This is a genomic window from Ruegeria sp. ANG-S4 (assembly GCF_000814005.1).
Classification (GTDB): Bacteria; Pseudomonadota; Alphaproteobacteria; order Rhodobacterales; family Rhodobacteraceae; genus Ruegeria.
The window spans coordinates 153,753-167,868 of record NZ_JWLK01000002.1; the positions used below are offsets into that span (position 1 = coordinate 153,753).

Sequence of the window (14,116 nt, forward strand, 5' to 3'; positions counted from 1 at the left end):
ATTGAAAACTACACATCATCTCGGTTAGTCTTGTCAAGACCCTCGTGCCAATGGCCCGGGGAAATGGGAGGAGATAACGCACCCGTGGCTGGTGACGGAACGATAGGTAAGGCATGTGATGTGCTGGATCAGGTGGCGGCGTTCGGTCGTCCGGTCCGGTTTGCAGAGCTGCTTGACGAAAGCGCCTTTCCAAAGGCGACCCTGTATCGGTTTCTGCAATCGCTGACCAATCAGGGCATGTTGTCGTATGACCCTGAGCGGCAGACTTACACGCCGGGCATGCGTCTGGTTCGACTGGCGCATGCGGCGTGGACGCAAAGCTCGCTGGCCCCTATAGCAAGGCCTTTCCTGGATGCGCTAAGCCGTGAAACCGGCGAAACCGTGCATCTTGCGCAGTTGGATTCCAGCCAGGTTCTTTACGTAGACAAGCGCAACGCGACCCAGCCGGTTGAGATGTATTCGCAAGCTGGAAAGGTCGGCCCGGCTTATTGCACCGGCGTCGGCAAGGCGATGATGGCCTACCTTGACCAGGACGCATTGGACAAGGCGGTATCGCAGCAAAGCTATCATCGCTTCACTGACAAGACGCTGGCTTCTGAAAGCGCGTTGCGCGCAGACCTTGATCTGATTCGGCAGCGTGGATTTGCGGTCGACGATGAAGAACACGAGCCCGGGATCATCTGCGTGGCCTGTCCGATTTTGACTTCGGGCAATCGGATGCTGGGCGCAATTTCGGTCACCGGATCAACCGAACGGATGGATTTCAAACAGTTGGAGGCCTGGGTCCCGCGCGTTCGCCGAGTGGCAGAACAGATCGGGGTCGAGGCGCAGGCATGGCGGTTCCCAGAGACCCGCACGAACGTAGGCAATGACAGGATGCAAGCGACATGACAGGTGTAACTCTGAACGGAGCGATCAAACGATACGGCCAGACACAGGTCATCCACGGGATCGATTTGCAGATTGAAGACGGCGAGTTTTGCGTTTTCGTCGGTCCATCCGGGTGCGGCAAGTCAACTCTGCTGCGCATGATCGCGGGTCTGGAAGAAACCTCGGAAGGTGAAATCCATATTGGGGCACGGGACGTGACGCATATGGACCCTGCCAAGCGTGGCGTGGCAATGGTTTTCCAGACCTACGCCTTGTATCCGCATATGACGGTGGCCGAGAATATGGGGTTCGGTCTGCGCATGAACGGGGTGGCAAAGTCCGAGATCGACCAGAAGGTTCAGGAAGCGTCAAACATCCTGAAGTTGGATCAATACCTCAAACGTAAGCCCAAAGCGCTTTCTGGCGGGCAGCGCCAACGCGTTGCGATCGGGCGGGCGATCGTACGCGGCCCCGAAGTGTTCCTGTTTGATGAACCATTGTCGAACCTTGACGCCGAGCTTCGTGTGGAAATGCGGGTCGAGATCGCGCGTTTGCACAATGAAATCGGCGCGACCATGATCTATGTGACCCACGATCAGGTCGAAGCGATGACAATGGCTGACAAGATCGTTGTCCTGCGGGACGGACGGATTGAACAGGTCGGCGCGCCGATGGATCTGTATCGTGATCCCGACAACAGGTTCGTTGCCGGTTTCATAGGGTCCCCCGCAATGAACTTTCTGGAATGCGAGGTCGTGGACGGCACTGTGCGCCACCCGGCACTGACCGATTCGGTTCCGGTGACAAACTCTGTTCCGTCGGATGCGACGAAGGTGACCTTGGGCATTCGGCCCGAGCACATTCAAGTCGACCGGGACGGCGAAACATGCACCGTCGACCTGACCGAGGCGTTGGGCGGCGTATCCTATTCGTATCTTTTGACGCCGAATGGCGACAAACTGATTGTCGAAGAACGCGAGGACCAACGCAGCAAGCAAGGCGAACGCATCGGCATTACCGTGCGTCCGAACCGGGCAATGCTGTTCGATTCCGAGACCGGGTTGCGCTTGCGGTAAACCCTTTCAATTGTTGTAAAACAGAACGCGCCGACCCGATGGGTCGGCGCGTTTCCGTTTGTCGCCTAAAACTGTTGTGGATTTTGTATCCAATATCCGATAGGCGTGTTTCAACAAACGCGTTTTCTTACTGGGACCGATCGCATGACCGCAAAAGTATTTTCCGGCACAATGCCCGCGCTGATGACCCCCTGCACCGAAAAACGGGACCCCGATTTCGATGCGCTGGTGCGCAAAGGAAAGGAAATGGTCGCTGCCGGAATGTCAGCGGTGGTTTATTGCGGTTCGATGGGCGATTGGCCTTTGCTGACCGACGCACAAAGAATGGAGGGGGTCGAGCGTCTGGTCGACGCGGGTTTGCCGGTCGTCGTCGGCACCGGGGCGATAAACACAAAATCCGCCGTATCGCATGCGGCCCACGCTCAAAACGTTGGCGCGGCGGGTTTGATGGTCATCCCGCGGGTGCTGTCGCGCGGCAGTTCTCCGACAGCGCAACGCAACCACTTTGGTGCAATCCTGGCCGCAGCGCCGGACATCCCCGCGATTATCTACAACAGCCCGTACTACGGTTTTGCCACCCGTGCGGATCTGTTCTTTGCACTTCGAGCTGAACACCCAAATCTGGTTGGGTTCAAGGAATTTGGTGGCAAGGATGCGCTGCGCTATGCGGCTGAAACGATCACCAGTCAGGATGATCAGGTCACCCTGATGGTCGGCGTGGATACCGAAGTTTACCACGGAATTGTCAATTGTGGTGCGACAGGGTCCATCACCGGGATCGGAACCGCCTTGCCGCGCGAGGCCCTCTTGTTGTCTGCACTTTCGCACAAGGCAGCAGAAGGAAACGCCGAGGCCCGCAACAGGGCCCAGGAACTGACCGAAGCGATTCATGTCTTGTCCAGTTTCGATGAGGGTCCGGACCTTGTTTTGTACTACAAGCACCTTTTGGTGCTGAACGGCGAGGATGAATACCGTCTTCACTTCAATGAAACAGACATGCTGACCGATGCGCAGCGGAACTATTGCGAGCAGCAATATACCCTCTTTCGCAACTGGTTCGCGGATTGGTCTGCGCAGGGCGGAGTGATCGCAGAATGCACGTGATCGACAGCCACACCGGGGGCGAGCCTACGCGGGTCATTCTGGACGGTGCACCCGATCTGGGCCTTGGTTCGCTAGCCGAACGCGCCCGCAGGCTGGCAACAGAACACCGAAGTTTCTACCGGTCGGTCATGCTTGAGCCCCGCGGCCAACCCGCAATGGTCGGGGCGCTGCTGGTCGAGCCCGTCGATCAGACCTGTGTGTCCGGGGTGATCTTTTTTGATGTGGACGCTGTGTTGGGCATGTGCGGGCATGGCACGATCGGGCTGGCCGTGACTCTGGCGCATTTGGGGCAGATTGGCGTTGGTACTCATCGGATCGAAACGCCTGCTGGAATCGTGACGGTGGAACTGCACGACGCAAACACCGTGACGGTTACGAACATCGAAAGTCGCCGTGTCCGCCACGCAACGCGGTTGGATGTACCGGGCTACGGTCCTGTGAAAGGGGATGTGGCTTATGGCGGCAACTGGTTCTTCATTGTCGATCCCAGTCCGATTGCGGTGGAACCTCACAATATTCAGCGACTTACCGATTTGGCTGTCGCCATTCGACAGGCTGCAATTGCGCAGAATACAGGTGGCGAAAACGGGGAGCCCGTGGATCATGTAATCCTTCAGGAGCCCTCGCCGCGGGACGGCGTGCTCAGCCGGAACTTTGTGTTGTGCCCGGACGACACGTACGACCGCTCGCCCTGCGGAACCGGCTGTTCGGCGCGGTTGGCATGTTTGGCGGCTGACGGCGTTTTGCCCGCCGGAGAGGAAATTGTTCAGGAAAGCGTCATCGGCAGCAGCTACCGGCTGTTATACCAGCCGGGTCGTACCGGTGGTGTCATTCCCAAAATAACAGGGCAGGCCTTTATCATGTCTGAGGCAACGCTGACTTTTGATCCGCGCGATCATTTCCGGGCAGGGATCGAATTACCGGGAGAAGACGATGCGAAGCCTTAAAGCGATTCACGTAGTCTCGGCCCACGCTGAAGGTGAGGTGGGCGATGTTATCGTGGGCGGCGTTGCACCACCACCGGGGGGCACGGTCTGGGATCAACGGAATTTTATCGCAAATGATCAGACGCTTAGGAACTTCGTTCTGAACGAACCACGCGGTGGCGTATTCCGCCATGTCAATCTGTTGGTGCCGCCCAAAAACCCCGAAGCAGACGCAGCCTTCATCATTATGGAGCCGGAAGACACGCCGCCGATGTCCGGGTCAAATGCAATTTGTGTCGCCACGGTGCTGCTCGACAGTGGCATTTTGCCGATGCAGGAACCGGAGACTCATTTGACGCTTGAAGCCCCGGGCGGATTGGTCCGCGTGCGCGCAGAGTGTCGCGGTGGCAAGGCCGAGCGCATATTTGTCCAGAACGTTCCGAGTTTCGCAGACAGGCTGGATGCCAATATTGAGGTTGCCGGTATCGGGACGCTGCGCGTTGATACGGCTTTTGGCGGCGACAGTTTCGTGATTGTCGACGCGGCTGATCTTGGTTTTGACCTGACGCCGGACGAAGGGGCCGATCTGGCCCGAACGGGTGCTCAAATCACTGACGCCGCGAACGAACAACTGGGATTCAACCACCCGACCAAGGACTGGGACCACATTTCCTTTTGCCAGATCGCTGGACCTGTCGAGCGAAACGGGGATGTTCTTACGGGTCGCAATACCGTCGCGATCAAGCCCGGCAAGCTGGATCGCTCGCCATGTGGCACAGGTGCTTCGGCGCGGATGGCAGTGATGCTTGCAAAAAACCAGATGAGGGCTGCGGATCGGTATCACGCGCGTTCCGTGATCGACAGTGAATTCCGCTGCCGGATCGTTGAGACCTTTGATCTGAACGGGCGCGTGGCCATCACTCCGGAAATTTCGGGGCGTGGTTGGATCACCGGCATACACCAACACATGCTTGATCCCGATGATCCTTGGCCGGCCGGTTACCATCTAAGCGACACGTGGGGTGCCTGAAGATGGCTAAACGCGCAATCGAGAGGCAGAGCCTGCCCGATGTCATTGCCAGCGACCTGCGCGAACGCATTCTGAGTGGCGACCTGATCGAAGGCGAAACAATTCGACAAGAGGCGCTGGCGGAAGACTATGACGTCTCCCGCATGCCTGTACGAGAGGCCTTGAAACAACTGGATGCCGAGGGCTTGGTACGGTTGGCGACCAATCGCGGAGCAACAGTTACAGAGCATTCGCCTGAGGAAATAGCAGAAATTTTCGATCTGCGCGGCTTGCTTGAAGTTGATCTGTTCCGACGTGCCATTCCTGCGATGACGGCAGCGCAACTGGGTCTGTGTCAGGACATCCTGGAACAAATGGAGGCGTCCTATGACGCAAATGACGTGGCCCAGTGGGGGGCGTTGAATCAACGATTTCATGCGGCTTTGTATGCGCCTGCCAGAAGAAGCCTGACCAACGAGTTGCTTCATCGGGTGTCCCTTCAGTCGGACCGCTATATCCGAATGCACCTGAGTGTCATGGAACAGCGGGGACTAGCCAGAAAGGAACACCGCGAACTGTTGCGTCTGGCACAGGCTGGTCAGACTGATGCGGCCTGCACCCTGTTGGCTGAACATATCCAGCGTGCCAAAAACCAACTGCTTGGTCTTATGGCCGCACGGATCGGGGGTGCACCTTAGCGCTTTCGCAAAGATCGACAGGTGGGCGCGCACCTACTTTGGCGGGCCAGCACACTGGGTGTGTTCAGCTTCGCCAGGCCCTGACCGGCAATTTTTGGCGATGCCCAGGTAAATGACCTATGCAAGAGTTTCATTTCTCTCTTTCACGGTTTATGTCGGTTCCTGATGAACGGGCTGTGTCCCGTGTTTTGACAAAAATCTGCAGATTTCGGTTTATTCGATGAGCAACGAAACAAGTTCCGAACAGGCAGTTCGCGCCGCCATTCAGATACACTCCAAACGTGTTTGGCGGTTCGGGCTGGCACTGTCTGGCGCTTCTGACATAGCAGATGACCTTTTGCAGGCGACCTGTCTACGCGCACTTGAACGCCACCATCAGGTGACATCCTACGAGCGGCTTGATAGCTGGCTGATGACGATCTGCCGGTCCATATGGCTCAACGAACTGCGTTCACGGTCGGTGCGTAAGGCGCAGGCGCTGTCTGTTACACCCGAAGCGGAATTAGTTGCCACCGGTCCCGACGTTGAAACGAATATTTTTGCGGCTGAGGTGTTTAACAGGGTGATGGAACTACCCGAGGCGCAGCGCGAAACTGTCATGCTTGTATTCGTTGAAGGCTACAGCTACCGCGAAACGGCCGCTATGCTGGACGTTCCCATCGGAACGATCATGAGCCGGTTATCAAATGCCCGGCAGAAACTGAAAACCGTACTGCAGCACGATGAGGCTGACACCGTGCGACGGAGTGGCAAATGAAGTTTTCCGACGAAACGCTTCTGGCCTATCTTGAAGGCAACGCGGAAGAAGGGCAGGCCGAGGCGATTGAGGCCGCTGTCGCGGATGATCCAACGCTGGAAAGCCGTCTGATGGCGCTGGATCCGCTTGCACCTGTCGTGCATCGGGTGTTCAGCGCTGTGCCGTCTGAGGCGCCAAAGGTGGAACTGCCGGAACCGCAACCAAGCCTGCCCTCGGCAGCTGGGGCAGGGGTGATGCGTTTGCTGGCTGTCGCGGCCTCGGTTTCGGTGATTGCAGTTTCGGCCACTTTTTGGGCAACCCGTCCCGCCGAACTTGGGTGGGCCCAGCAGGCGGCGATCTATCAGTCGCTTTACACACCAGACACCATCTCGGACATGGATGACTCGCCTGCCGCACTGGACGCGCAGTTTGCCAAAGCCGAGGCACAGCTTGGGCGATCATTGAACCGCGACGTGCTGGAGGACTTGCCGGGCCTGGACCTGAAGCGGGCGCAGGTTCTGTCTTTCAAAGGCAAGCCATTGGTTCAAGTGGTCTTTGCCGACGCCGAGGGGCGGCCATTTGCATTTTGCGTTATAAAGCAGGGTGATGCAGCCCAAAATACTGAAGTGGCACAAGCGGTCCTCAGCGGGTTGGCCACGGCGAAATGGACGCAGGATGGCTATGGTTACATGCTGTTGGGCGGCGATGATCAGGCGGATTTGACGAACGAGTTGGATACACTGCGCGGCGTCTTCACGGGATGAACCTCGCGGGTTTTGAAAACCGCTTGTGAAAGCTTCAAATTGCCCGAAGAATGACGGGTATGAAACCAAAACCTGCCGAACCTGTTTCAAAGGAAGACGACTCAGAGACGGGTCCGCGCAGTATCTATGATGCCGACCCGCCTGAGGAAGATGAACTTTGGTTCCTTCCCCCGCAGGATGACGATGTAGCTGATGATTTTCTGCCTCCCCTGCCACGGGCAGAGGGAAAACAGCTGTTTGATTCACGGGACTGGCACGCGGCGCAGGCTGACTTGGCGTTTGACCTTGCGGATCTGGCCGTCACATTTGGCGCTTTGGACGAACGTTTGCGGGCAGGGCCAAAAGGGTGGCGGCACCGGTTGGCGCTGATGGAAGTGTCCGACTTGGGCTGGTGGACCGGGGACCGGGTCAGCGTGGATCGGCTGGCGTTGTGGACAGGTCTGCGGATCGGGGCAACTGGCGACGATGTTCAGGCTTTGGCGCGGGCGGGCTGGGCCGTTCGCCGCCTGACCATGCGCGCAGGACCGTCGGATGGAGGATGGCAGACCGGTTTGACAGCGTTTTTGGACCGACAGGCACAAGGTATCGAAGACGTTCCCGAGGCCGTTGCTGATCTAGCAGATGTCCTAAGCGCAACGTCCGGCCTGCATCCCGTAACACATGCGGCGGTCAGTTTTCATGCTTGGCGGGCAATTTCTCAGGGGATCGTGCAGGACACCGAGGCCGCGGTCATTGCCGCGCGTCATGCTGCCAGCATGGGCCGGGGCGGTGCCTTGTTCATGCCACTGGCCCTGTCAGGACCGGGCGCTTTGCGTGGCGCAGGCGATCCCGTTGAAAAACTCGCCGCCTGGGTCAAGGGGGCGGGGCAGGCCACCCTGGCGGCTTTGCTGCATCTGGATCGTATCGCCGCATGGGAAGTGCGCGCGCGGGAAAAAACCGACGATCTCAGTGGTCGAACCCCGCCAGTACTCATTGACGTGCTGGCCGCCTGGCCGATGGTGTCAGCTCCGCTGGCCGAGGAGCTGACGGGCGCATCACGTGCAGCGGCGCAAAGAAACCTAGATGTTTTTTTGCAGCGGGGCTTGATCCGTGAAGTTACCGGGCAGGGGCGTTACCGGGTTTGGACCGCAGATTACTAGTCCCAAAACCGGATGCCTACATGCTTGCCAAATCAGAACCAGCGCCCAATCGCCATAACCGATGGGGCCAATGCAGTCGCGCTCGAAGTGGGGGACATGACGGTAAGGGTTACGTGCGACTCTGACGGAGCATTGCACCCAATGAACCTGCTGCCATCACCGCCGTTGCCGCTGACCACCGCGGTCGAACCCGCGACAAAGGTCGTGGGAAAGGTCCATGTTATCGCAGGACCAGCGAATATGGCGCCCAAGCTGTTGGTACAATTGGAAGGTTCCAGCGTGGCTGAACAGATCTGCGTGCCGTCCGCAAAACGGACATAGTCGCCATTGGCGTTGGAGCCCCGCTCGATCACTGAACCGGACGGCGCGCCGCCGCTTTCAGAAACAGTTCCCAGTATGTTTCCTGGACAGTACCCGAAGTCAGCCCGCATCAGCCGGCCTGGTGTGGTGTCATTCGCGCTGGATTGAACTGCAGCTCCGCTGGCGGTACCGGTGGTGGGGTCCATAATCAAAGCTTCTGTCCACGTGCCCCCGTCGGCGGAGACTTTGATCGAAAAGCCTGTTCCACCGGACAGGCCCATTTCGGCGTGACCGGTCCAGTTCGATTGGAACACTAACGAGGCGGTTTCACCGGCGTCGGCTTTGTTGATCTTCAGTTGATGTCCACCCCCGTCGTGGGTGAGCAGGGTCGCGGGGCTCCGGACCGACAGCCGGTTGGTGCCGTCATATCCTGTTGCCACTCCAAGACCCGGAAGGTTGCTTGTTTCCTGCGGTAGCGCCACCCAATCGTCGCCGTTCCAGACTTTCAGCAGACCGGCGGACAAATCCCACGCCTGCCATCCCGGTACCGGCACCAAAAAATGCCATGCAGTGTCGATCCAAGCAGCAAGCTCATGCGCGTGGCCCGCCCATTCTGCCGTAGGATCAGACCCCAGCGCGTGTATCTCGCCCTGATCAGGAACCGCTGGCGGTATCGTAGCATCGAGGGAAGTCAGGCTGAGTTGAACTGTCAAGTCCAACAGGCGCAAGGCTTCGTTGTGGGTGACATGCTTCTGCGCCTGCGAGGGTTGAAGAAACGGCAGGTTCAGTCTTGGTGTGTTTTGCGGCACGAGGGGTCCTCCTGTAGTTGTCGGCCCGGCTTTGGTTGCGCGCCAAACTGCTACGGAAGACATGAACCCGGCCTGAGCGGACCGAGCGCTTCGAAAAGATCTCGTTAAATCTTGTCAAACTGAACGCTGTCGCCCGTTATCTGCGGGCGTAAACATCCTCGTATCGGATGATGTCATCTTCACCCAGATACGTGCCCGTTTGCACTTCGATCAGAACCATTGGCACCTTGCCCGGGTTCTTCATGCGGTGTTTTGCGCCCAAGGGAATATACACCGACTGATTTTCGGAAACGAGTTTGACTTCGTCGCCAATTGTCACCTCCGCGGTGCCCTCAACCACGATCCAGTGCTCGGACCGGTGATGGTGGGACTGCAAGCTCAGTGCTGCGCCGGGGTGAACGTGAATGCGTTTGACCTGAAACCGATCACCGATCACCAGACTCTCGAACCAGCCCCACGGACGGTGATCAACCGGCAGAGATTCCGCTTGCTTCGCGCCTTTGGACTTCAGGGCTTCGACCGCTTTCTTGACGTCTTGCGCCCTGTTCATGTCGGCCACCAACACCGCATCAGGCATGGCCACCGTGATGACGTTTTCCAACCCGAGCGCGACGACCTCCTGTGCCGGGCTTTCCGACCGGATCAGGACGTTGTGGCAATCAATGGCGGTCACTTCGCCCTTTACCGCAACGCCATTCTCGTCCGGCGCTCCAAGTTCCTGAACGGCTGACCAACTGCCCACATCCGACCAACCCGCGCCATAGGGAACCACGCTGAGATTACCGGCTTTTTCCATCACCGCGTAGTCAAGCGAGATGTCTTCAACATCGTCCCAAGCAACCGGGTCCAAACGTAGAAAACCCAGGTCAGTCTTCGCCTGGTCCAAAGCGTGTTGCACGGGTGCCAACAGATCCGGGGCATGCTGTTCGAACGCTGCCAGTATGTCGCCCACAGCGAACAGGAAGATTCCAGAATTCCAAAGGAAACTGCCATCCGAGACCATCGATTTGGCGGTTTCCAGATCCGGTTTTTCCACAAACCGATCCAACGGCACCGCCGCGCCCGAGGGATCAGGCGCATGGCTGAGCTTGAGATATCCGTACCCAGTTTCTGGCCGGTCCGGAGTGATGCCAAAGGTAACTAAGTCACTACGCCCGGTGACGGCTTGAACACCCTTGTTTACTGCTACGTGAAAGGCATCCGGGTCGGGGACGACGTGATCCGAAGCAGCGACGAGCATGACAGCGTTCGGATCTTCCGCCGCAAGATACAACGCGGCAGCAAGCACGGCTGGGGCTGTGTTGCGCCCGTCAGGCTCAATCAGGATCGGACCCGGATCAAGACCGACGGCGGCCAGTTGTTTCGGGACAATGAACCGAAACGCCTCATTCGTCAGAATAAGCGGTTTTTCATAGGGTGCGTTTTTGGGTCCATACAGACGGGACGCGCATTGCTGCAGAAGTGTCGTTTCGCCAATAAGCGGGACAAACTGTTTAGGGTAGCTTTTTCGCGACAGGGGCCAAAGCCGAGTCCCTGATCCGCCACACAGGATTACCGGGTAGACTTTGCTCATACCGCCCATTCCCTTCGTTCAACTTTTTACCGGAACTATCGCGCTCAACGCTGCGCGGTCACAGAACAACTTGCTACTGTGCCGCTCTGTCGGCAGCGACAAGACCATGCAGATATTGGCTCAGATCGTCGCGCAGGTCTTCGCGGGCAAGTGCGAAAGCAACGGTTGCCTGAAGAAAACCTGCTTTTGACCCGCAATCGAAACGCTGACCGGCGAACTTGTAGCCAAACACGGGCACCCCGTTCCCGATATCCTCGGCGATGGCGTCGGTAAGTTGGATTTCGCCGCCGCTGCCTTCCTTCTTCTGGTTGAGGTTGTAAAGAACCGACGGTCCCAGAACATAGCGACCGATCACAGCCAAATTGGACGGTGCCTCGCTGGGCTTGGGCTTTTCCACCATGCCCCTGACGCGGACGACCGGACCAGAATTGTCGCCGACATCCAGAACACCGTACGAACTTGTCTGTTCGTGTGGAACCTCCATCGCCGCAACCATGTTTCCGCCAGTTTCCTCGTAGGCTTCGATCATCTGCTGAAGGCACGGTTTGTCACCGGCAATCACGTCGTCCGGCAACATAACCGCGAAAGGTTCGTCTCCGATCAGGCGCCGGGCGCACCAGACAGCGTGACCCAGACCCAGGGCCTTGTGCTGCCGGATATAGGCGATGGCACCACTTTCCATGTTGGTGGCGTTCAAGGTCTCCAACAGGTCATCTTTACGCTTGGCCTTCAGTTCTTGCTCAAGAACGAGGTTGTGATCGAAATAATCTTCCAGAGCGGACTTGCCGCGCGAGGTTACGAAAATGAATTCCTTGATCCCCGCCGCGCGCGCTTCGTCAATTGCATATTGAACCAACGGACGGTCGACCAGAGTCATGATCTCTTTCGGGACGGATTTGGTGGCGGGCAAAAACCTTGTGCCCAGACCCGCTACAGGAAAAATCGCCTTGGTGACCTTGCGTGTCATGTGACCTCTCAAATTCAAACAATTCCGACGCGGTGACATTTGGGCCGGAGCACTCTCATAGGGCGGGTTGCCCGATCAATCAATCTTGCCTGTCTGGACAGGCTATAACCGGTCCAAACCTGCCACCGGCCTTGGCCAGAGTCAAAGAGGTATAGTTGCGTGAATACCCGATTGACGGGTTTTGATCTGGAACCTCAAAGCGTCGGCATTGCCTCTTCATATGGGAACTACCGACCCGAATTGGTACGGGTCGCGTTCAATGAGTTCCAAAGCGTCGTGTTTGCTTTTCGCCTTCGGCCATCCTGTTGGCGCGGTTCGCATATGCGTGAAGGAAAGAGACAAATCCAATTCAATCGATAGTTTGAAAGGTTTGCGCGCGGCTTTGGTAGCTGTTTAAGAGATTCCGGCGGCCATGAGTAAACACCTGATGCCGGGTTAAGAAATCCGATTTGATAGAACTCAGTCGATTTGATCGTCGAAGCAAATCAGGGGCAAGAACAACGGCCTCCCGGCAAATGCTCAAACGACAAAAAAGAACTGAAATTATTAAGATCAATGGGTCGCTCAATTGATGTTCCCTGAATGGAAACAATTTGCCGAAAATAGGCTAAATAGGCGTGATTTTGTCCCCTAAGGTTTCGCTTCTGCCGACCGGTCCAAATCGGTTAACCGCCGCGCCCGATTCCCCTTCCCAGCTTCTAGGGATTTACAGCGAACGTTGGTCAACCATCAGTCGCATCAAACCCTTGATCGGACACTATAAACGCCAAAATCAGCATCTTACCCCTTGTTGCCGGGGCGTCAAGCAGCGGCTGCGCCGTGACGCGAATAGACCGGTTTTTGTCAGTCGGTAAGATGCGCTTTCATCCGCGCTTCGGGAAAGCAGGTGGGTGTGCGGTTTGTCGCCTCTTGCCAGCGACCGATCGAGCGGCGCGTCTTGTATCCCGGCAGACCATCGGCGCCCCCCACATCATGCCCTTGACGTTCCAGCGCTCTTTGCATCGCCGCAATGTCCGAGCGGTAGAGGCTTCCGATATCTCCCCATGGCCCCTTGAAGTCTCTGACACCAAACTGGATGCGGTCCCCAACATGACCGACAAAAAGGGCGTATAGATCGCTGGTATTGTAGTCTTTGAGGACATAGAAATTCGGTGTGACGATGAAGGCTGGACCGTGTCGCCCTGCGGGCATCATCAAATAGCCTTCCGCCCCAAGCTCATGAGGAGGAAAGGGCTTGCCCGATACTCGGTTGATACCCATTTCAACCCAATCGCTGATGCGGCGGCCCTGATCAGGCCCCTCAAGTGCACAGGACACCGACTGCGGCACGGCAACTTCAAAACCCCAATCACGACCTGAAACCCAACCATGCCGTGCAAGATAATTTGCGATAGACGCAATGGTGTCATCTGCCGAGCCCCAGATGTCGGCCTTTCCGTCGCCATTGCCATCCGCAGCATACTTTAGAAAGTTCGAGGGCATGAATTGCGGTTGCCCAAGCGCACCGGCCCAACTGCTTTTTAACCCGCGTGCAGGGGCATGTCCGGCCTCGGCGATCTGCAACGCTGCAATCAGTTCGTTTGTGAAATAGGGCGCTCGGGTGCTCATGAACCCTTTGGTCGCAAGAACCTGAAAAGCGTCATGGCGGATGGGTACCTGACCATACCCGCTTTCCCGTCCCCAGATAGCCAGAATGATCCGCGGGGGCACCCCGGTTTGCGCCTCAACTCGCGCCAACGTGGTGGCATGGCGTTTGGCCATTTTTCGGCCCACTGCGGTCGCGCCCTGAACTGAATTGGTGTTGAAGTAACGCCCTGGTGCCCCGAATTCAGCTTGCTTTTGGCGTTTGGGCGTTTTTGCACGCGTGCCCGGTGGAACAAGATCCGGCAATTTCCAGTTCAGCGTCACGCCGTCGAAGGCCTGGCGCATGGTCTCTCGCGACACGCCCTCGGCACGTGCCTGAGGCCAGACCGTGTTCTGCAACCATGCCTGAAACTGCCGCTCAACCGCAGCGCGATCCTGCGCAAAGGCGGTGGTCGAAAGGATGATCAAGCCAAGAGTACAGAGAAACAAACGCATTACATTCGGTTTCGCCTGCCGACGACCTTAAGTCAACTGCTCTTGGGTTTTGGAAAAAGCCTTGAG

At 57.5% G+C, this 14,116-nt stretch carries 13 protein-coding genes; 9 read left to right on the forward strand and 4 right to left on the reverse strand.

What is annotated here, in order from left to right; translation table 11 throughout:
- The first annotated feature begins 84 nt into the window (after positions 1-84).
- The 9 genes from RA28_RS08245 to RA28_RS08285 all read left to right on the forward strand — a co-directional run bounded on the left by RA28_RS08245 (position 85) and on the right by RA28_RS08285 (position 8,322).
- Entirely contained in the window at positions 85-891 is an 807-nt protein-coding gene (locus tag RA28_RS08245) for an IclR family transcriptional regulator (RefSeq protein WP_039527689.1), read from the forward strand.
- On the forward strand, positions 888-1,946 hold the full coding sequence (locus RA28_RS08250) for an ABC transporter ATP-binding protein (RefSeq protein WP_039526580.1): 1,059 nt from the start codon (positions 888-890) through the stop codon (positions 1,944-1,946). The genes RA28_RS08245 and RA28_RS08250 overlap by 4 nt, the downstream gene beginning before the upstream one ends.
- A gap of 144 nt (positions 1,947-2,090) precedes the next feature.
- Positions 2,091-3,050: a dihydrodipicolinate synthase family protein gene (locus tag RA28_RS08255; protein ID WP_039526584.1), complete on the forward strand. Its 960-nt coding sequence runs from the start codon at positions 2,091-2,093 to the stop codon at positions 3,048-3,050.
- Positions 3,041-3,997, forward strand: a complete 957-nt coding sequence (locus RA28_RS08260; protein WP_039526587.1) for a 4-hydroxyproline epimerase — start codon at positions 3,041-3,043, stop codon at positions 3,995-3,997. Before RA28_RS08255 ends, RA28_RS08260 begins: the two co-directional genes overlap by 10 nt.
- Positions 3,984-5,006: a trans-3-hydroxy-L-proline dehydratase gene (locus RA28_RS08265; RefSeq protein ID WP_039526590.1), complete on the forward strand. Its 1,023-nt coding sequence runs from the start codon at positions 3,984-3,986 to the stop codon at positions 5,004-5,006. The genes RA28_RS08260 and RA28_RS08265 overlap by 14 nt, the downstream gene beginning before the upstream one ends.
- Positions 5,007-5,008: 2 nt before the next feature.
- Positions 5,009-5,683 (forward strand): GntR family transcriptional regulator, encoded by a 675-nt coding sequence (locus RA28_RS08270; RefSeq protein ID WP_039526594.1) that lies wholly within the window; start codon positions 5,009-5,011, stop codon positions 5,681-5,683.
- Positions 5,684-5,903: 220 nt separating this feature from the next.
- Positions 5,904-6,440, forward strand: coding sequence for an RNA polymerase sigma factor (locus tag RA28_RS08275; protein WP_039526598.1), 537 nt, complete (start codon positions 5,904-5,906; stop codon positions 6,438-6,440).
- Positions 6,437-7,183, forward strand: a complete 747-nt coding sequence (locus RA28_RS08280) for a hypothetical protein (RefSeq protein ID WP_039526601.1) — start codon at positions 6,437-6,439, stop codon at positions 7,181-7,183. The genes RA28_RS08275 and RA28_RS08280 overlap by 4 nt, the downstream gene beginning before the upstream one ends.
- 59 nt (positions 7,184-7,242) lie before the next feature.
- On the forward strand, positions 7,243-8,322 hold the full coding sequence (locus RA28_RS08285; protein ID WP_039527692.1) for a helix-turn-helix domain-containing protein: 1,080 nt from the start codon (positions 7,243-7,245) through the stop codon (positions 8,320-8,322).
- A gap of 32 nt (positions 8,323-8,354) precedes the next feature.
- On the opposite strand, the gene RA28_RS08290 is transcribed toward RA28_RS08285, so the two are convergent.
- The 4 genes from RA28_RS08290 to RA28_RS08305 all read right to left on the reverse strand — a co-directional run bounded on the left by RA28_RS08290 (position 8,355) and on the right by RA28_RS08305 (position 14,050).
- Positions 8,355-9,431 (reverse strand): DUF2793 domain-containing protein, encoded by a 1,077-nt coding sequence (locus RA28_RS08290; RefSeq protein WP_039527694.1) that lies wholly within the window; start codon positions 9,429-9,431, stop codon positions 8,355-8,357.
- Positions 9,432-9,567: 136 nt separating this feature from the next.
- Positions 9,568-11,004 carry a mannose-1-phosphate guanylyltransferase/mannose-6-phosphate isomerase gene (locus RA28_RS08295; RefSeq protein ID WP_039527697.1) on the reverse strand — a complete coding sequence of 479 codons (1,437 nt, stop codon included), beginning with the start codon at positions 11,002-11,004 and terminating at the stop codon, positions 9,568-9,570.
- Positions 11,005-11,077: 73 nt separating this feature from the next.
- Positions 11,078-11,971 (reverse strand): UTP--glucose-1-phosphate uridylyltransferase GalU, encoded by an 894-nt coding sequence (galU, locus tag RA28_RS08300; protein ID WP_039526604.1) that lies wholly within the window; start codon positions 11,969-11,971, stop codon positions 11,078-11,080.
- Between the two features lie 843 nt (positions 11,972-12,814).
- Positions 12,815-14,050 carry a lytic murein transglycosylase gene (locus tag RA28_RS08305; RefSeq protein WP_039526609.1) on the reverse strand — a complete coding sequence of 412 codons (1,236 nt, stop codon included), beginning with the start codon at positions 14,048-14,050 and terminating at the stop codon, positions 12,815-12,817.
- Positions 14,051-14,116 lie beyond the last annotated feature (66 nt).

Coding starts and splice junctions, on each gene's coding strand:
- RA28_RS08250 (WP_039526580.1), top strand. CDS start 888: ATGACAGGTGTAACTCTGAACGGAGCGATCAAACGATACGGCCAGACA.
- RA28_RS08255 (WP_039526584.1), top strand. CDS start 2,091: ATGACCGCAAAAGTATTTTCCGGCACAATGCCCGCGCTGATGACCCCC.
- RA28_RS08260 (WP_039526587.1), top strand. CDS start 3,041: ATGCACGTGATCGACAGCCACACCGGGGGCGAGCCTACGCGGGTCATT.
- RA28_RS08265 (WP_039526590.1), top strand. CDS start 3,984: ATGCGAAGCCTTAAAGCGATTCACGTAGTCTCGGCCCACGCTGAAGGT.
- RA28_RS08270 (WP_039526594.1), top strand. CDS start 5,009: ATGGCTAAACGCGCAATCGAGAGGCAGAGCCTGCCCGATGTCATTGCC.
- RA28_RS08275 (WP_039526598.1), top strand. CDS start 5,904: ATGAGCAACGAAACAAGTTCCGAACAGGCAGTTCGCGCCGCCATTCAG.
- RA28_RS08280 (WP_039526601.1), top strand. CDS start 6,437: ATGAAGTTTTCCGACGAAACGCTTCTGGCCTATCTTGAAGGCAACGCG.
- RA28_RS08285 (WP_039527692.1), top strand. CDS start 7,243: ATGAAACCAAAACCTGCCGAACCTGTTTCAAAGGAAGACGACTCAGAG.
- RA28_RS08295 (WP_039527697.1), bottom strand. CDS start 11,004: ATGAGCAAAGTCTACCCGGTAATCCTGTGTGGCGGATCAGGGACTCGG.
- galU (WP_039526604.1), bottom strand. CDS start 11,971: ATGACACGCAAGGTCACCAAGGCGATTTTTCCTGTAGCGGGTCTGGGC.
- RA28_RS08305 (WP_039526609.1), bottom strand. CDS start 14,050: ATGCGTTTGTTTCTCTGTACTCTTGGCTTGATCATCCTTTCGACCACC.